This window comes from Actinoallomurus purpureus (assembly GCF_024055795.1).
Classification (GTDB): Bacteria; Actinomycetota; Actinomycetes; order Streptosporangiales; family Streptosporangiaceae; genus Actinoallomurus; species Actinoallomurus purpureus.
The window spans coordinates 13,491-30,945 of sequence record NZ_JAMXMY010000025.1; the positions used below are offsets into that span (position 1 = coordinate 13,491).

Here is a 17,455-nt window from a genome sequence, read left to right on the forward strand (position 1 = left end):
GGTCGGCTGCGGTGTTGGCAAGAAGGGCGTCTCCGGTGGTTTTCCAGCCGGTCCCGGCATAAGCGAGCCGACTGACGATCAGGGTTGTTTCGGTGTCAACGTCGTCTTGACGGTCAAAGCGGTCTTGGTCGTAGTCCGGGCCTTGTGGGCCTCGGTACGGCGGTAGATGACGCGTGCGTCCCGGAGGGCAGCGAAGGTGACCGAGTAGCGACGGGCCTTGGTGAGGAAGTGACCGCCGAACCCGAGCATGTGAGCCCACCGGCGCAGGGACTCCCAATGCTCACCAAGGTCCCAGGCTGCTTGCACCAGGCGTTCGGTGTGGGTGCCGTTGGGGTCGGCGTACAGACGGATGATGGAGGGATCAAGGCGGCGGGAACTGTGACCGGTGACCTCAGTGCCCTTAGTCGAGTACTTGGCCAGATAGCCCGCGACCATGGCGTCAGTGACGGTGCCATCGCCCGTAAGGGTGATGGGGCGGACGTCCAAGGCCTTATTCGGGTCACCCCAAGCGATAGGCCAGCCGTCGGGATGCTCGGGGTGCGGATCGGTGACGTAGCCGATTGACGCGGCGGCGTACCGGACGGCCTCATCGAGATCGGCGACGGTGAGGCCGGGGGGTGGCGGGATGATGCGGCTCTTGTCGTCGGAGTCGACGCCGAGCGCTCGGCGACTCCGGCCAGATGCTGTCCCTCAAGTCAATCGGTGTAACCGGGTTTCCTGCGGTGGCCGATACACGGTGTTCACGGACAATCACTTGTGCGTGCGCTAAACGGCACGCGAAACACACAGCCAAAAACCCGAACAGTCGGCCACACACCGACTACCATCAGGAGGAAGACATGGCGCAACGCGAACGCGAAGATGAATGGCGAGTTCCCTCCCCTGGCCTCCCGCAGCAGGCCGCCAACCTCAGCGACGCCATCGCGAACGGGTGCGTAACCCCCGAGGGGGCGGTCCGTTCGCTCGCCGAGGGGAACGGTATCTCGGAGAGCGAGGCGAAGGGCCTCATCGAGAACGCCAGCTAGTCCTGATCGCTGAACAGGTCACGGCCCTGGCCGGCTGGTGACCAACGGCTCCCGGTCCCTCGCTCAGGTGAGGGGCCGGGATCTTTGATTCCGGTGAGGGCATAAGAACTAGACACCGGTGACCGCCCTCGCGTCGGCGAACAGTGTGGTGATATGGCAGGATAAGCGAACCTCGATCCGGTCAAACGGAAAGGGGATTCGGCATGGTAAGACGTGTTGCGATGATGGCGGGGGCCATTGTTGTCGCGAGTGTCGCGAGTGTCGCGTTGACGGGTACGTCGGCGACGGCACAGGCCGCCAATGGGCAGGGCGGCAGGGCCGTCGTCAGCTCCACACGGACGCGACTGGCCGCCGCAGTGAGCCGGATGACGCTGCTGCGGCTCATCCGTGCGATGCCCGACCCGGCATCGGGCGGGCCGGTGCGGGTGCTGGGTGTCGATGACTTCGCCCTGCGCCGCGGTCACGTCTACGGCACCGTGCTGATCGACATCACGACCAGCCGGCGCGATCATTGTGCTGGGCGTTCTTGTCTTGAACCTCACGGGGTCGAGGGAGCCCAGCTCGACGGTGCGCTGCCTCGCGGGGTTGGCCCTGCTCATCGGTATGTACGTGCTGCTTCCTACGCTCCGGGGGCGGCGCGTATACAGGATGGTCGCCTCGCAGGGGAAATTCCAGGCCATCGTGGACGACAGCGGGGTGCGGGTGACCTCACGGGATACCGAAACGAGGTACCAGTGGCCGATGCTCACCCGGTATGCAGAGACGGATGAGCTGTTCGTCCTGATGACGCCCGACAAGCACGGCATCGGCTTCGTCGTCCTTCCCAAGCGCGGCGCCGCAACACCGGCGGACCTCGACCGATTGCAAGCCGTCCTCGACCGGAACTCCACCCGAGCCTGACCCAGAGGAATCCGGCCTAGATCGAACACGCCTCCGGCGGGGGCTCAAAGAGGCCGACTGGTCATGCCGGGTTAGTCGAGCGTGACACTGGGGGCTCCACCGCCCCCACGCCCCCGCGAGCCGGAGTACTCGCCCGCGCGCTCCTGTCTGTCACCACATCTCACCGCTCGCGCGGACGAGCACTCCGGGCCGATGCCGCCCGCCGCCATAAGCGTGCCCGCTGCGTGCCCGTCAGGATGGTGATCATGGAGGACTCACGGCGAGTCGCGGGCATCGTATGCAACGCGCTGAGCTGGGTCGGAGCAGTTCACAAGATCGCGGTCCGAAATCTTCCAAACTGGCTACGCGGGTTCGATTCCCGTCGCCCGCTCCAACCACAAGGCCCAGGTCATCCGGCATTCCGGAGCCTGGGCCTTTGATCTTCGTCAAGTCTTCTTGAGCCTTCGTGCCAGATCCGTGCCAGATTAAGACAAGCTCAAGAAAGGCCCCTTCCCCGAGGCTTCGGGGAAGGGGCCAGCGGGTCATAGTCGACCCTTTAGCAGCTCTGCCGAGCTACGACAGCGGGAACTCGACGATCCCGCCGTCAGTCTCGACCAGCACGGACTTGCTGGTCTCGGTGGTGTTGGTCGCGGTGGAGCCCAGCGGGAACTCGACGATCCCGTCATCGGTCTCGACCAGCACGTGCTGCGAGGTGTCCTTGTTGGACATGAGTTACTCCTTCATCAGTTGTCCGTGGATACACGTGTGGGGGTCTAGACACCCGCCACGGCAACGACTGTCTGCGGCATTCGTTGGAAGGCAACCCGCGAGAAGCGGCTAAGCCGCTGGTCGTGTTCCCGACGGGCCGCCCGTGCTGTCCGGCGATGGCAGGGTGAGCCTCCCTTCGAGCCGCAGCACCTGCCGGCATGCCTCCGTCGGGGGCGCTCCGGCTCGGGTATGGCCCCACCCGCACGCGGCGGGAGGTCTGAAAGTGGTTGAGGTGGAAGCCGGGTTATCCAAGCGGCCAGAACCGTGCGCGAGGCGCCCGCGTACGATGCGCGTTCGTGGGCCGTCCTCTCACTCTCCCGGCAGCGTCGCAACGCAGGTCACGAACGTATCTGGGGCGAAATGCGATACTGCCCTCACAGCCGCCCGTCACTTCAGGGATACGATCCGGCGCCTAAGGTCCACCGGGCCCCCTGCCGTGGTGCCGGCCAGGGCCAGACGTGAGCTTTGATGACCGCTTGGGTCAACTGCTCCGGGTCAGCGGCCTCGACGAGCCGCCACCCGCCCGAGATCGGCACGGCTGCCCACCAGACCCCGGTCCGGTGACCGAACCAGAACACCAATCCAGGGAATCGCCGCCTCAACACCCTGGTGGCTTCGGAGGCCATCACCTCTCCCCCGGTCCTGCGCCACGCGCTTCGAGATACTCCGCGATCGCTCTGGCCGCACCTGCCGGATCATCCACCGAGTGGCATGCTCGGTCGTCACGTCGCCATACGAACGACTCGCCAGAAGGATCGACCTCGATCCACGTTTTCCTGTCGACCAGACCACCGCGCACGGACAGTGCCGGGCGTGCGTCGCTCAGGCCCACTTTCACACCGAGCTTGGCGAGTTCCCGACACAGCTCCACCAGCAGGCCGAGATTCCGCTCGCTTTGGGGCGCGTTCACCGAGCACCCCTGGACAACGGGTCGTTCCCTATGACGAGATGGACGGTCGATGAGAAGTTCGTTTGCTGTGCAGGCACCTGCCACTCCCGGAATCGCCGTGTCGGTTCGGTCACGGACAGTCAAATGGCTGCGGGCCCGCCGCTGGTAGACGACAATGCGGGGCAGGGCGGGGCACTGGATATATGTGCTCTCGGCATGGTCCGTGAGGTGTGAACATGGCCGGTGTGCGACGGGAATGGGCTGCTCGCATCCGTACGGCCCGCAAAGCGCGCGGATGGGACAAACCCGAAATGGCGCGCAGGCTCGCGCAGGCTGCCGGCGAGTCCCGAAGCGGTCTCCCCGATCACGAGACGCTGCTCGGGTATGTCAAGCGATGGGAACGTGCAGCCGTCGGCATCTCCGAGCGGTACCGCATGCTGTACGCACGGGCGCTCTCGACGGACGAGGATGAGCTTTTCGGCGCCCAGCCATTCGCCGCCCCTGTCGATGAGCCGGCGATCATCGGTGCGAGCGAGCCTCTGGCCGGTTCCGCATCAGGGCGCATCGGTGTTCAGGATGTCGACGAGTTCCATCGGGCCATCCAGCAGCTCTACTCGATCGATGATCAATACGGTGGTGGCCGCCTACGCGACCCCGCGCTGAGGCTTCTGCGAGGGGTTCAGCATCTTCTGGACGAAGGAACCTACACCGAGCGAATCGGGACGACACTGCGCAGCGCCGCCGGTCACGTCTCCGAGCTTGCAGGCTGGGCGTTCTTCGATTCAGGCGATCAAGAACGCGCACGCCGTCACTACCTTGAGGCTTTGTTCGCCGCACACGTAGCGCAAGATCATCGACTCGCCACTCTTACCTTGTCGAGCATGAGCACCCAGGCCTACTACCAGCGCCGCCCGCAGGAGGCACTCAACCTGATCAGCGCGGCAGAGGCGTCTGCCCGTGGCTGGGCGACGCCGCGAGTCCGCGCCATGCTCGCGCTCCGTGAGGCGGTCTCGTATGCCGCCATGAGAGACCGCTCGGGGTTCTCGAACGCGATCGCACGGGCACGCTGGGAACACGCGGACGAGATCGAAACCGCCGATCCGCATTGGGTGCAGTGGCTCACCGAATCCGAACTGACCGTTCAGGAATCCAGCTGCTTCATGGACCTGGGCGAAGCCCGAGATCTGGACCGGGCTGAAATGCTCCTCAGTGAGGCGCTTGAGGATGTGATCGGCCCCTATCAGCGCAACCGCACGTTGTACGTCACCTGGCTGGCGGCCATCCGATATCGCCGGGGCGACGTCAACGGAGCCGCGAAGACCGGCATACAGGCCCTTGGGCTCCACTCCACGGTGTCCTCTGCGCGTGGCGTCGCACATCTCCAGGCCCTCCGAGATCATCTCGGTGCTCATAGCGGCAATACCGTCGTACGGGAATTCCTTGAAGGCTGCCGCGAGCGGTCCGCCGGATCGAACGGCTGAGCCCCGTGTCGGACTTGATCGTTCGTACGTATGACGGGTGCGGCGCCGCCGCGCTGACCGAGAAGGTCGTCGGCCTGTACGCGGCGGTGTTCGCCGAGCCGCCGTACGCCGAGGGACCGGAGGACGTCGAGGATTTCCGGGACCTGTTGGCCATCGAGATCCCGCAGCCGGGTTTCAGGCTGGTGACCGCCGAGGTCGACGGCGAGCTGGTCGGCTTCGCCTATGCCTACTCGCTCCGTGAGGCGACTCGATGGTGGGAGGACATCACGCCATCGCCCGCTCCCGAGGTCACGGCAGAACGTGATGGCCGCACGTTCGCGGTCAAAGAACTGGCCGTCGCGGCGCCGTACCGGCGAAAAGGGATCGGTCGGCGCCTGCACGGCGTGCTCCTCGCCCGGCGTTCCGAGGAGAGGGCCACCCTCACCGTCCGGCCGGACGCCGCTCCCGCCCTCGCGGCCTACGAATCCTGGAACTGGTCTCAGCTCGGCGTGATTCGACCGGGTGGTGGAGAGATCACGTACGTGGTCATGGTCCGCTCGCTGCCCTGACGCCTGGGTCCGTTCCATGTTCTCCGCTTGCTGACCCGGGGGCTGGCGCAATGCTCGGTGAACGCGCGAGCCAGGTGGCGGTCTGGGCGGGTTAGTTCCGGTTTGCGATGGCGGTTACCGAGCATTCTGCGCCGTTGCCTGGGCCGGAGCCCGGCTTCGGCGGTGGCGGGCGGGCATCGCGGCGGGGAGATGTCGCGGCTTGGCCGTCGTCGGCGGTTCGTACGGAGGTCGCGCGTTTGTCTTGCCTTTGACGCATGGGTCAAGGGTTAGCGTCGCGGCGCCTTGTTTTCGTTCTCTTGAGGAGCGTCTGATGTCGGAGCTGCCCCGTACCTCCCGTGAGGTGCGCCTCGTCGCTGTTCCCTCCGGGCTGCCGCGGCCCGGGGACTTCGCCGTCGCCGATACGCCTCTACCGGCTCCCGGTGACGGGGAGGTGCTGGTACGGAACCGGTTCTTCCACGTGTTCGCGGCGCTGCGGACGTTGCTCGGGGGCGGTGTGGAAGGGGCGCCGTTCCCTCCCCTCCGTCCCGGGGACACGCTGTTCGGACCGGCGGTCGGCGAGGTGGTCGCGGCACCCGGTGACAGCGGGGTGTGGCCCGGTGACCTGGTCTTCCACTGGCTGGGATGGCGCGAGTACGCCGTCATGGCCGCCGCGGACTGCTCTCCCCTCGATGACGCGCTGCCCGATCCGATCATGCATCTGGCGCAGGGACGGACCGTGTACGGGGCCCTGACCCGCGGCGCGAAGGTCCGGCCCGGTGACACGGTGTTCGTCTCCGGCGGAGCGGGGTCGGTGGGGTCGCTGGCCGGGCGGATCGCCCGGCTGCTGGGCGCCGAACGGGTGATCGGAAGCACCGGATCGCCGGAGAAGGCGAAGCGGATGGTCGCCGAGCTGGGCTACGACGCGGCGGTCGTCCGCGGGGCGGGGCCCCTCACCGAGCAGCTGGCAACGGCGGCGCCCGGCGGCATCGACGTCCTCTTCGACAACGTCGGCGGGGAGGAACTGCGCGCGGCGGTCGCGACGGCCCGGCCGGGAGCGCGGTTCGTCCTGGTCGGTGCGCTGTCGGGGCAGCTGGCGGAGAGCGGCTCCGGCACCACGGCCCCGGTCGAACTCGACTCCTACCAGCTCATCATCAAGCGGATCACGATGCTCGGGTACAGCGCCCTCGACGATCCGGGCGTCCAGGCGGAGTGGATCGACCGGTTCGGCGGCTGGGCGCGCTCCGGCGCACTCGGCTTCCCGCACGTCCGCGTCGACGGCATCGAGAACGGGCCGCGGGCGTTGCACGAAATGATGAGCGGCCGGCATCTGGGCACCGTCGTGGTGTCCCTGTAGGACCGGAGGACCCATGCGGATCGGCGACGCGGCGGCAGCGGCGGGCACGACACCCCGCGCGTTGCGCTTCTACGAACAGAACGGCCTGCTGCCGCCGCCACGGCGCACCGCCACCGGACAGCGGGAGTACGGCCATCGGGACGTGGCGCGCGTCCGTGTCATCCGCACGCTGCTGTCGCTCGGACTGACCGTCGCGGATCTACGCGACTGCGGGGATCGGCTGGATCTGCTGGAGGACGACGCGCTGCCGCCGTACGGCGGGCCGGGGGCGTGCTCGCGGCCCAGCGGCGTCGCGGAGCGTCGGCTCGCCGCCCTCGACGCCGAGATCACCCGGCTGACGCGGCTCCGCGAACGCCTCGCGGCCCGGGTCGGCGCGCAGGCCCAGGGCGTGTCTGACAGATCCCGTTCGTAGCGAGCGGCGTCCAGGCGGAGGAGGGGGTCAGCCTGGTTTGGCCGGCGACCGACGACAACGCGGCGGGGCGTCGCCTGAGCGTCGCGCAGCCGGACAGCGGATCTGTCGGACACGCCCCAGGAGCGCGCGGCCGACCGGGGCGAGCAACCCGCCGTGGTACGGCGGGCCGGCGATCCCGGCCTGCCCGGCAGCACGATCAGCAGTCCCGGCCCCGGCCTGCCCGGGACCCCGATCAGTGGTCCCGGCCCTGGCCTGCCCGGCGCCCGGATCGGCGCGGACCGGGTCTGACCGTCCCCTCGTCGGTGCCGGGCACCGGCGGGGTCGTGACCGCGTTCGCGAGGCCCCGGTCAGTCCGCCTCGCCGACGCGGAGCGTGGCGTGCACCGATCCGGTCTCAGGGTCCTCCCACAGCATGGCGCCGAGGGTACGCAGAGCCGAGACGGCGGCCGTGTTGGACACATGGGTCTCGGCGATGAGCGCGCTCGCCGCGTGCGCCCGCGCCTCGTCGATCAGCAGGCGAAGCGCCTCAGTGCTGTAGCCCTTCCCCCGGGCCGAGCGCCCCAGCCAGATGTACGCCTGGACCGCGCCGGGCGCCTCCGCAGGGGTGATGCGGGCCGCGCCGGCGAGCTGCCCGTCCACCAGCACCGCGTAGGCCGCCCCGTCCCCCGGTCGGTGGTACTCGTCGAAGGCGGCGCGGCTCGCGTCGTTCCACCGGGGCGCGACGGGAACGTCCGGCATCACCTCATGCGGGTCGGTGTCGGCGATCGCGATCTCGAGCAACCTCGGCAACAGGTTCTCGTCCACCGGTTGCAGTGTGACAGTGCTCATACCCGCAGACTGCCAGGTGCGCGGCGCCGTGGCGTGGAGGCACGGCCCGGGAGCCGTCACTTCCGCCAGATGAGGACCAGGGCGCAGTCGTCGTCGCGGGCGGCGGCCATCTCGGCGACGAGTTCGGCCGCTCCCTCACGGAATCCGCTGGGGACGAGGCTCTCGACCGCGCCGAGCAGCCGGTCGATGCCGGCGTCCAGGTCGCGGCCGGGCGCCTCCACCAGACCGTCGGTGTAGAGGAGCATCGCGTCGCCGGGCCCAAGCACACCACGCTCGGGTTCGGAGCTCATCTCGGGGACGACGCCGAGCACGATGCCCTTGGCCGAGCTGACCCGCCAGGTGCCGCTGCCCGAGTGGAACTGCACGGCGGGCGGGTGGCCCGCCGACTCGACGACGTACTCGCCGGTCCGCAGGTCGATGGTGAGACGGACCGCGGTGACGAACCCCTCGTCCCACCGCTGACGGTGCAGGTAGGCGTTGCACGCCGCCAGGAACCGCTCGGGCTCGACCGAGCCGAGCAGCCCGCCGAACGCCCCGGAGAGCATCAGCGCGCGCGTGCCGGCGTCGACGCCCTTGCCGGACACGTCGACCAGCGCGACCTCGAGCGTGTCGTCGCGGCAGACCGAGACGAAGAAGTCGCCGCCGAAGGAGGAACCGCCGGCCTGGAGCAGGACCACCTTGGAGTCCCATCCGGCCGGCAGTTTCGGCATCTCTCCGTGCCGGCGCAGCCGGTCGCGCAGTTCGAGCAGCATCAGCTCGCCGCGCAGGCCCTTCACGCCGATCTGCTCCCGGCTGCGGGCCAGCACCGTCGCCAGGACGGCCGTGACGATGATCGTCGCGATGACGCCGGGGCCGACGCGCGCGAAGCCCATGGCGATCGCGTCGTACAGCAGTGCGGCGGCGACCACGCCTAGGAGGACCCCGAGGCTGCGGACGCGGAGCACGAGACCACCGGCCAGCACGGTCAGGACGACGGCGCTGGGCGAGAACCAGGTCTGCGACGCCGGCGCGGAGATCCCGATCACTACGGTGACGGCGATGAGGGCGGCGAGGGCGTTGCGGTCCTGCGTGAGCTGGCCCCGCTGCAGCCACTGATACAGCCGCACCAGGACGGGGATCCGGCGCAGGAAGGCGCGGATCCTCGGTGGCAGGAACTGGACCAGGCGGCTGAGCATGATGCGGGCACTGTATCGAGCATCGCCTGGTCCGTGCTGCGTGCCGTTGCGCAGGACGCGTGTCTCGGCCGTCCGAAACACCGGTGCACCGCTCGGCTCGACGCGTCGGATCCGCCGCCGGTGACGGGTGTGGCGGCACGTTCGTGTTTTCCGCCCGCCCATCGAGGGGAGACCTAAAAGATCATCGGATCTTCCGGAGGTGGCGGATGGGACAGGGCATGCGTGTCACGGTCGACGCGGCGATGCGGGCCCGCGACGTCTCGCGCGTCCGGTCGGAGGATGATGCGCCGAGCCCTCCGGCCGCACCGCCTCAGCCCGTGAAGCCCCGTAGAGGGGAGAAGCGGCGGCTGGCGAAGCGCCGAGCCGCCGCGGAGCTCTGACCGGCGGCCGTCTCTGACGGCCGGCCGCCTCTGACGGCGGCGTCCGCTGACGGCTCGGTCGCCGCTGACGCTCCGGCGTCCCGCGTCAGGCCGGGAGCTTGGGAAGGTCGCCGGTCTGCTCGAAGGCGGTCAGCATGGCGATGCGCCGGACGTGTCGCTCCTCACCGGAGAACGGCGTGTCGAGGAAGATCCCCACGAACCGGGTCGCCTCGTCGAGCGGGTGCATGCGCGCACCGATGCTGATGATGTTCGCGTCGTTGTGCTCGCGGCCGAGCCGTGCGGTCTCCTCGCTCCAGGCGAGGGCCGCGCGTACGCCGGGGACCTTGTTCGCGGCGATCGCCTCGCCGTTGCCCGAGCCGCCGATGACGACGCCGAGCGAGGCGGGGTCGGCGGCGGTCCGGGCCGCCGCGTCCATGACGAACGGCGGATAGTCGTCCTGGCCGTCGTACTCCTTCGGGCCGCAGTCGACCGGCTCGTGTCCCTGCTCGGTGAGCCATCCGATCAAGTGCTGCTTCAGTTCGTACCCCGCGTGGTCGGAGCCGAGATAGACGCGCATGCCGCAAAGTCTGTCAGGTCGGTGCCGCCGGCCGCACGACCGGGGCTCGGCGCGCGGGCGGCGGCGTCGAGCGGCCACTGGGCGACCGTGAGCATCGCGCCGACGCCGCCGATGACCGCCCCGATCACCCGTGAACGCATGGCCGGACGCTGACCTGCCACGGGAGATGCCGGAAGACCCTCAGAACTGCAGCGACTTGACCTCCAGGAACTCCTCCAGCCCGTACCGGCCGAGCTCGCGGCCGAGGCCGGACTGCTTGTAACCGCCGAACGGCGCCACGGGGTTGAAACGACCGCCGTTGATCTCCACCTGACCCGCCTTGATGCGGCGGGCCACCGCCACCGCGTGGTCGCGGTCCGCCGACCACACGGCGGCCGCGAGCCCGTACGGCGTGTCGTTGGCGGTCCGCACGGCGTCGTCCTCGGAGTCATAGGCGAGCATCGACAGGACGGGTCCGAAGATCTCCTCGCGGGCGATCGTCATCGACGGCGTCACGTCCGCGAAGACGGTGGGCGGGACGTGGTAACCGGGGCCGAGCGAGGTGTCCGTGCCGCCGGTCACCAGCCGTGCGCCCTCCTCGACGCCCTTGTCGATGTATCCGCGGACGCGGTCGAGCTGGGCGCGGGAGGCGAGCGGGCCGAGGCGGGTGCCCTCGTCGAACGGATCGCCGGGGGTGTGGCGCTCCGCCGCCTTGGCGGCGAGTGCCACCGCCTCGTCGTACAGGGTGCGGGGCACGAGCATGCGGGTGAGGGCGTTGCAGGTCTGGCCGGAGTTGACGAAGGCCTTGGCCACGCCCACCTTGACGGCGAGGGGGAGGTCCGCGTCCGGGAGGATGAGGTTCGGCGACTTGCCGCCGAGTTCGAGCGCGACGCGCTTGACCGACGCGGCGGCCAGCTCGGCGACGCGCCGGCCGGCCCGGGTGGAGCCGGTGAAGGAGACCATGTCGACGTCCTCGTGGGCCGCGATCGCCTCGCCGACGACGGGGCCCGTCCCGGACACCAGGTTGAACACCCCCGGCGGCAGGTCGGCCTGGTCGATGATGTCGGCCAGCGCGTACGCGGCGAGCGGCGCGACCTCACTGGGCTTGAGGACGACCGTGCAGCCGGCCGCGAGGGCGGGGGCGACCTTGGTGACGACCTGGTGCAGCGGGTAGTTCCACGGCGTGATGGCCCCGACGACGCCGACCGGCTCGCGGACGATCACCGAGTTGCCGCAGTGCTCACCCGCGAAGTCGTACGTCCGCAGCAGGTCCACGATGCCGGTCAGCACCCCGATGGGGGCGGCGACGTGCACCTTCCGCGCGAGTGCGTACGGCGCGCCGAGATCGGTCGCGATGATCCTCGCGAGTTCGTCCTGCCGGGCCGCGATGCCGGCCAGGATCGCCTCGAGGTACCCGGCGCGCTCCTCCGGCGCGGTGGCCTCCCAGGCGGGCAGGGCCCGGCGCGCCTGGGCCACGGCCCGGTCGACGTCCGCCGCGGTGCCCGCGGGGATCCGGTCGATGACCTGCTCGTTCGCCGGGTTGATGACGTCGATCGTCGCCGTGGCCGATGAGTCCGCCCACGCCCCGCCCACATAGATCACATCGCGCATGTCCTCATCCTTCCCCCGGTCGCCGGACGCGGACCAGCCGTCCGGGTGAGGGATATGGATCCGCCCCGGGCAGGGGCCCGTCCCGGCATACGATCGGCTGTTGCAAGTAATTTGCAACAGGGATTGAATGGCAGATGAGCGCATGTCATGCGCATACGGCGGAAACGAGGAGGATCGATGGCGACGGTGCGGTCCGCGGCACGGACCCGGCTGGGCCGGGCGGAATGGGGACGCCTCGCCGGGATGATCGGCTTCGTGGGACTGTTGCACGTCGTCGGCTGGGGGATCCTGCTGTTCCTCGTCGTACCCGGCCAATACCACCTCGGCGACGGGAAGCTGTTCGGCGTCGGGATCGCACTGACGGCGTACACGCTCGGCATGCGCCACGCGTTCGACGCGGACCACCTCGCCGCCATCGACAACACGACCCGCAAGCTGATGTCCGACGGCCAGCGCCCGGTGTCGGTCGGGTTCTGGTTCTCGCTGGGGCACTCCTCGGTGGTGTTCACCGCCTGCGTGCTGCTCGGCTTCGGCGTCAAGGCGCTGTCCAACGGCGTCTCCGACGAGAACTCCGGGCTGCACCAGATCACCAGCACGATCGGCCCGACCGTGTCCGGCACGTTCCTCGCCATCATCGCGATCATCAACCTGGTGATCCTCATGGGCATCATCAAGGTGTTCCGCGAGATGCGCGAAGGCGCCTACGACGAGGCGGCGCTGGAGGAGCAGCTGAACAACCGCGGTTTCATGAACCGCTTCCTCGGCCGCTTCACCAAGGCGATCACCAAGCCGTGGCAGATGTACCCGCTGGGCTTCCTGTTCGGGCTGGGCTTCGACACCGCCACGGAGATCGGCCTGCTCGCGCTGGCAGGCTCGGCCGCCGCCACGAGCTCCCTCCCCTGGTACGCCGTGCTGTGCCTGCCGATCATCTTCGCGGCCGGCATGTCGCTGTGGGACAGCATCGACGGCACGTTCATGAACTTCGCGTACGGCTGGGCGTTCTCCAACCCGGTCCGCAAGATCTTCTACAACATCGTCCTGACCGGGGTCTCGGTGGCGTTCGCCTTCGTGATCGGCGGCACCGAGCTGCTCCAGGTCGCCCAGGAGCGGTTCGGACTGCACGGGGGCTTCTGGGACTGGGTCGCCGGCCTGGACCTCAACACGGCCGGTTTCGTCGTCACCGGCCTGCTGCTGGTCATGTGGGCGGGGGCGCTGGCGATCTGGAAGTTCGGCCGCATCGAGCAGCGGTGGTCGGCCGCCCTGCAGGACAGCGACGCCTGACGGCGGCGTGGTCGCCGGGCCCGTGCCGCGAGCACGGCCCGGCGACCGCGGAGCCGCATCAGTCGAAGATCGGGTCCCGCGTACGGCTGCGCTTGAGCTCGAAGAAGCCGTCCGTGCCGGCGACGAGACGGACGCCGTCCCACAGCTTCGCCGCCGCCTCGCCGCGCGGGATCGGCGACACGACGGGGCCGAAGAACGCCGCCCCCTCCACCGAGATCACCGGCGTGCCGACCTCGTAGCCGACCCGGTCCATGCCGTCGGCGTGCGAGGCGCGTAGCGCCTCGTCGTACTCGTCGCCGTCGGCGGCGGCCGCGAGAGCCCCGTCCAGACCCGCCGCCTCGAGGGCCTCCTCGATGACCTGGCGGGTGTCCTTCCGCTGCTCGTCGTGGAAGCGGGTGCCGAGCTCGGTGTAGAGCGCGCCGAGCACTTCGGCGCCGTACTTCTTCTCGGCCGCGATGGCCACCCGGACCGGTCCCCACGCCTCCTTCATGAAGGCGACGTACTGCTCCGGCAGGTCACGACCGTCGTTGAGCACGGCCAGGCTCATGACGTGCCACCGAACGTCGATGGGCCGCAGCCGCTCGACCTCAAGGATCCACCGCGAGGCGATCCAGGCCCACGGGCACTTCGGGTCGAACCAGAAATCCACCGGCGTGCGCTCGGTGTCGGTCACCGCTACCTCCACAATGCCTCGGCGCGTCCTCCCGGACCGCCGTCGAATGGCCGGGAGACCTCGCACGGAGATCACCGGCCCGTTTGGCGGGCTCCGGACGTCGCTGGGACACCGGACCCCGTAACCGGCAACAGACGCATTTCGGTCGGCATTCCTTCTTGGAGTTCTCCCAGATCCGAGGGCATGATCACCATCTCGCGGTTAGATGTGTGCTGAGGCGGACCGCCGTTCGTACGGCCGCTCTTCGAGCCGTACGGTTGGTAGGACCACGACGTCGCGAAACGAGGCGAGGAGTTCACTTGGCTGGCAATCTGACGCGCGATGAGGCGCGGGAGCGCGCCCGGCTGCTGACCGTCGAGTCGTACGAGGTCGATCTCGACCTCACGACGGGAGCGGAGACGTTCGTCTCGGACACCACCATCAGGTTCGGCTGCGCCGAACCGGGCGCGTCCAGCTTCGTCGACCTGCACGGCGCGACGGTCCGCGAGGTCACCCTCAACGGTCAGCCGCTCGACCCCGGATCGTACGACCCGGACAAGGGCCGCGTCCCGCTGCCCCGGCTGGCCGCCGAGAACGAGCTGCGGGTGGTCTCCGACAACGCCTACTCCCGTACCGGCGAGGGACTCCACCGCTTCGTCGACCCGGTCGACCAGGAGGCGTACCTCTACACGCAGTTCGAGACGTGCGACGCGCACCGCATGTACGCCTGCTTCGACCAGCCGGACCTCAAGGCGCGGTTCGAGCTGAGCGTGACCGCGCCGGAGCACTGGCAGGTCATCACCAACAACGCCCCCGACCGGTCCGAGGGCGGCCGCTGGCACTTCCCCGCGACGCCGGGCATCTCCACCTATATCACCGCCCTCGTCGCCGGCCCGTACCACGTGGCGCGCGACGAGTACGCCGCCGACGACCAGCGCATCCCGCTCGGCGCCTACTGCCGGGCCAGCCTGGCCGAGCACTTCGACCCCGAGGCGATCTTCGAGGTCACCAAGCAGGGCTTCGACTTCTTCCGCAAGATCTTCGCCCGGCCGTACCCCTTCGACAAGTACGACCAGCTCTTCGTGCCGGAGTTCAACGCGGGCGCGATGGAGAACGCCGGCTGCGTCACCTTCCTCGAGGACTATGTCTTCCGGTCGCGGGTCACCGACGCCGCCTACGAGCGCCGGGCCGAGACGATCCTGCACGAGATGGCGCACATGTGGTTCGGTGACCTCGTCACCATGCGCTGGTGGGACGACCTGTGGCTGAACGAGTCGTTCGCGACGTACATGAGCGTCCTCTGCCAGTCCGAGGCCACCCGCTGGAAGGGCGCCTGGACGACCTTCGCGAACCTCTGGAAGGCCTGGGCGTACCGCCAGGACCAGCTGCCGTCCACGCACCCGATCTCCGCCGACATCCCCGACATCCGGGCGGTCGAGGTCAACTTCGACGGCATCACGTACGCCAAGGGCGCGAGCGTGCTCAAGCAGCTCGTCGCCTACGTCGGGCGCGACAACTTCATCAGCGGCGTCCGCAGCTACTTCGACCGGCACGCGTGGGGCAACACCTCGCTGTCCGACCTGCTCGACGCCCTGGAGGAGACCTCGGGCCGCGACCTGACCTCCTGGTCGAAGGAGTGGCTGGAGACGGCCGGCGTCAACACCCTGCGCCCGTCGTACGACGTCGACGACGAGGGCCGCTTCACCTCGTTCACGGTGCTGCAGGAGGCGCCGGAGAACCACCCGACGCTGCGCTCGCACCGGGTGGCGATCGGCCTGTACGACCGGACGGACGAGGGCATCGTTCGCCGCAGGCGGGTCGAGCTGGACGTCGTGGGCGCCCGTACGGAGGTCTCCGAGCTGGTCGGCGAGCGGCGCCCCGACCTCGTGCTGGTCAACGACGACGACCTGACCTACGCCAAGATCCGCCTCGACGAGCGCTCACTGCGCACGCTCGTCGACGGGATCGGCGAGATCGTCGACGGCCTGCCGCGGGCGCTGTGCTGGTCGGCCGCCTGGGACATGTGCCGCGACGCCGAGCTCGCCGCCCGCGACTACGTCCGGCTGGTGCTGTCCGGCATCCGCGGCGTCTCCGACATCTCGGTGACCCAGACGCTGCTCCGGCAGGCACGGCTGGCGACCTCGCAGTACGCCGACCCGGCCTGGCGCGACACCGGCTACGGCCTGCTGGCCGACGCGCTGCACACGCTGATGACCGAGGCCGAGCCCGGCTCGGACTGGCAGCTCACCTACACCCAGGCATTCGTCTCGGTGGCCACCTCGGACGAGCACGTCGCGTTCGTGCGCGGCCTGCTCGACGGTTCGGCGAGCCTCGACGGGCTGGTCGTCGACACGGACCTGCGCTGGTCGCTGCTGCGGCGTCTCGTCGTACGCGGCGCCGCCGGGGAGGACGAGGTCGAGGCGGAGCTGCGCCGCGATCCCACCGCCGCGGGCGAGCGGCAAGCGGCCGGCGGCCGCGCCGCGATCCCGACGCCGGAGGCGAAGGTCGCGGCGTGGGAGCGGATCATCGGCGGCGACCTGCCCAACGCCGTGTTCCGCGCCACGCTCGGCGGCTTCGTCGACACCGACGACATCACGCTCCTCGAGCCGTACGTCGAGAGGTACTTCGCCGAGGTCGGCCGCGTCTGGTCGTCGTGGTCCAGCGACATGGCCAGCACGTTCGCCGAGAGCGCCTACCCGTTCCTGGTGATCTCGCCGGCCGTCATCGACCGGACCACCGTGTACATCGAGGCGGAGAACCCGCCGCCGGCCCTGCGCCGCCTGCTCGTCGAGGGGCGCGACGGCGTCGCCCGCGCGCTGCGGGCGCGGGAGAAGGACCGCCAGAGCGCGTAGGCGTCCGCACCGTGATCGCGAGGGCCCGGCCGGTCTCCGGCCGGGCCCTCGCTCAGTAGGAGGCGGTCGACCGCTGGCGCTGCCGGGTGCCCAGGACGTGCTCGACCAGGGTGATGAGCACCTGCTTGACCGACTCCCGCTCCCGGGCGTCGCAGGCGATCACCGGCACGTGGGGCTCGAGGTCGAGCGCGCTGCGGACCGCCTCGATGTCTGGCTGGGCCGCGCCCTCGAAGCGGTTCAGGCCGATGATGAACGGCATGCCCCGGCGCTCGAAGAAGTCGATCGAGGAGAAGCAGTCGGCCAGCCGACGGGTGTCGGCGAGGACGACCGCGCCGATCGCGCCCGTGGCCAGTTCGTCCCACATGAACCAGAACCGCTTCTGCCCCGGGGTGCCGAACACGTAGAGGACGAGTCCGTCGCCGAGCGTGATACGGCCGAAGTCCATCGCGACGGTCGTGGTGGTCTTCTGCTCCACGCCGGAGGTGTCGTCGACGCCGACGCTCTGCGAGGTGAGCATCTCCTCGGTGCGCAGCGTCTGGATCTCACTGACCGTGTTGACCAGGGTGGTCTTGCCGGCCCCGAATCCGCCGGCGATCAGCACCTTGACCGCGAGCTGGGTTCCCATCTGCATCTCAATACGCCCTTTCACGGGAACGGGCGCCGGAGTGGAGCCGCGAGACGAGGGCGTTCGCCGGCGGACCCTGGGGGGACGGCACCGCGGCTCGTCTCACCTCGGCGGGTCTCAGCATCGCTTCAGCGGCCACGGGCTCCTTCTCCTACTCCACGACGGCACGGAAACCGGACGAT

General features: G+C 69.4%; 18 protein-coding genes and 1 pseudogene. 9 read left to right on the forward strand and 10 right to left on the reverse strand.

Features of this window, described 5'->3' with window-relative positions:
* Positions 1–78 precede the first annotated feature (78 nt).
* Positions 79–633: pseudogene (locus NE236_RS35135) on the reverse strand (replication initiator); the annotation flags it as partial.
* 206 nt (positions 634–839) lie between these two features.
* Between NE236_RS35135 and NE236_RS35140 the strand changes: the two are divergent.
* Positions 840–1,025 carry a hypothetical protein gene (locus NE236_RS35140; RefSeq protein ID WP_252846552.1) on the forward strand — a complete coding sequence of 62 codons (186 nt, stop codon included), beginning with the start codon at positions 840–842 and terminating at the stop codon, positions 1,023–1,025.
* A 603-nt stretch (positions 1,026–1,628) separates the two neighbouring features.
* Entirely contained in the window at positions 1,629–1,925 is a 297-nt protein-coding gene (locus tag NE236_RS35145) for a YcxB family protein (RefSeq protein WP_252846553.1), read from the forward strand.
* Between the two features lie 552 nt (positions 1,926–2,477).
* On the opposite strand, the gene NE236_RS35150 is transcribed toward NE236_RS35145, so the two are convergent.
* Both NE236_RS35150 and NE236_RS35155 read right to left on the reverse strand, forming a co-directional pair.
* The gene (locus NE236_RS35150) at positions 2,478–2,633 is read right to left on the reverse strand and encodes a hypothetical protein (RefSeq protein ID WP_252846554.1); all 156 of its coding nucleotides are present in this window, start codon (positions 2,631–2,633) and stop codon (positions 2,478–2,480) included.
* 664 nt (positions 2,634–3,297) lie between these two features.
* Entirely contained in the window at positions 3,298–3,582 is a 285-nt protein-coding gene (locus NE236_RS35155; RefSeq protein WP_252846555.1) for a hypothetical protein, read from the reverse strand.
* 215 nt (positions 3,583–3,797) lie between these two features.
* On the opposite strand from NE236_RS35155, the gene NE236_RS35160 reads away from it, so the two are divergent.
* The 5 genes from NE236_RS35160 to NE236_RS44050 all read left to right on the forward strand — a co-directional run bounded on the left by NE236_RS35160 (position 3,798) and on the right by NE236_RS44050 (position 7,623).
* A complete protein-coding gene (locus tag NE236_RS35160) occupies positions 3,798–5,042 on the forward strand; it encodes a helix-turn-helix domain-containing protein (protein ID WP_252846556.1) in 1,245 nt (414 codons plus the stop codon).
* A gap of 14 nt (positions 5,043–5,056) precedes the next feature.
* Positions 5,057–5,590 (forward strand): GNAT family N-acetyltransferase, encoded by a 534-nt coding sequence (locus NE236_RS35165; protein ID WP_252846557.1) that lies wholly within the window; start codon positions 5,057–5,059, stop codon positions 5,588–5,590.
* A 310-nt stretch (positions 5,591–5,900) separates the two neighbouring features.
* Positions 5,901–6,923 (forward strand): MDR family NADP-dependent oxidoreductase, encoded by a 1,023-nt coding sequence (locus NE236_RS35170; protein ID WP_252846558.1) that lies wholly within the window; start codon positions 5,901–5,903, stop codon positions 6,921–6,923.
* Between the two features lie 13 nt (positions 6,924–6,936).
* Positions 6,937–7,335, forward strand: a complete 399-nt coding sequence (locus NE236_RS35175) for a MerR family transcriptional regulator (protein ID WP_252846559.1) — start codon at positions 6,937–6,939, stop codon at positions 7,333–7,335.
* Between the two features lie 153 nt (positions 7,336–7,488).
* A complete protein-coding gene (locus tag NE236_RS44050; protein ID WP_289851279.1) occupies positions 7,489–7,623 on the forward strand; it encodes a hypothetical protein in 135 nt (44 codons plus the stop codon).
* A 59-nt stretch (positions 7,624–7,682) separates the two neighbouring features.
* On the opposite strand, the gene NE236_RS35180 is transcribed toward NE236_RS44050, so the two are convergent.
* The 5 genes from NE236_RS35180 to NE236_RS35200 form a co-directional block, all read right to left on the reverse strand.
* Entirely contained in the window at positions 7,683–8,162 is a 480-nt protein-coding gene (locus tag NE236_RS35180; RefSeq protein WP_252846560.1) for a GNAT family N-acetyltransferase, read from the reverse strand.
* Positions 8,163–8,218: 56 nt separating this feature from the next.
* A complete protein-coding gene (locus tag NE236_RS35185) occupies positions 8,219–9,337 on the reverse strand; it encodes a PP2C family protein-serine/threonine phosphatase (RefSeq protein WP_252846561.1) in 1,119 nt (372 codons plus the stop codon).
* A gap of 465 nt (positions 9,338–9,802) precedes the next feature.
* Positions 9,803–10,273: a ribose-5-phosphate isomerase gene (locus NE236_RS35190; protein WP_252846562.1), complete on the reverse strand. Its 471-nt coding sequence runs from the start codon at positions 10,271–10,273 to the stop codon at positions 9,803–9,805.
* Complete coding sequence (locus tag NE236_RS35195; protein ID WP_252846563.1) at positions 10,231–10,413, reverse strand: hypothetical protein; 183 nt, start codon at positions 10,411–10,413, stop codon at positions 10,231–10,233. The genes NE236_RS35190 and NE236_RS35195 overlap by 43 nt, the downstream gene beginning before the upstream one ends.
* Before the next feature lie 40 nt (positions 10,414–10,453).
* On the reverse strand, positions 10,454–11,863 hold the full coding sequence (locus tag NE236_RS35200; protein ID WP_252846564.1) for an aldehyde dehydrogenase family protein: 1,410 nt from the start codon (positions 11,861–11,863) through the stop codon (positions 10,454–10,456).
* A gap of 177 nt (positions 11,864–12,040) precedes the next feature.
* Here NE236_RS35200 and nicT point away from each other — a divergent pair, with 177 nt between their 5' ends.
* Positions 12,041–13,144: a Nickel transporter NicT gene (gene nicT, locus NE236_RS35205; protein ID WP_252846565.1), complete on the forward strand. Its 1,104-nt coding sequence runs from the start codon at positions 12,041–12,043 to the stop codon at positions 13,142–13,144.
* 58 nt (positions 13,145–13,202) lie between these two features.
* On the opposite strand, the gene NE236_RS35210 is transcribed toward nicT, so the two are convergent.
* Complete coding sequence (locus tag NE236_RS35210) at positions 13,203–13,817, reverse strand: mycothiol-dependent nitroreductase Rv2466c family protein (RefSeq protein WP_252846566.1); 615 nt, start codon at positions 13,815–13,817, stop codon at positions 13,203–13,205.
* A gap of 299 nt (positions 13,818–14,116) precedes the next feature.
* Between NE236_RS35210 and pepN the strand changes: the two genes are divergently transcribed.
* On the forward strand, positions 14,117–16,648 hold the full coding sequence (pepN, locus tag NE236_RS35215; protein WP_252846567.1) for an aminopeptidase N: 2,532 nt from the start codon (positions 14,117–14,119) through the stop codon (positions 16,646–16,648).
* 52 nt (positions 16,649–16,700) lie between these two features.
* On the opposite strand, the gene NE236_RS35220 is transcribed toward pepN, so the two are convergent.
* The gene (locus NE236_RS35220; RefSeq protein WP_372494485.1) at positions 16,701–17,273 is read right to left on the reverse strand and encodes a GTP-binding protein; all 573 of its coding nucleotides are present in this window, start codon (positions 17,271–17,273) and stop codon (positions 16,701–16,703) included.
* Between the last annotated feature and the right edge of the window lie 182 nt (positions 17,274–17,455).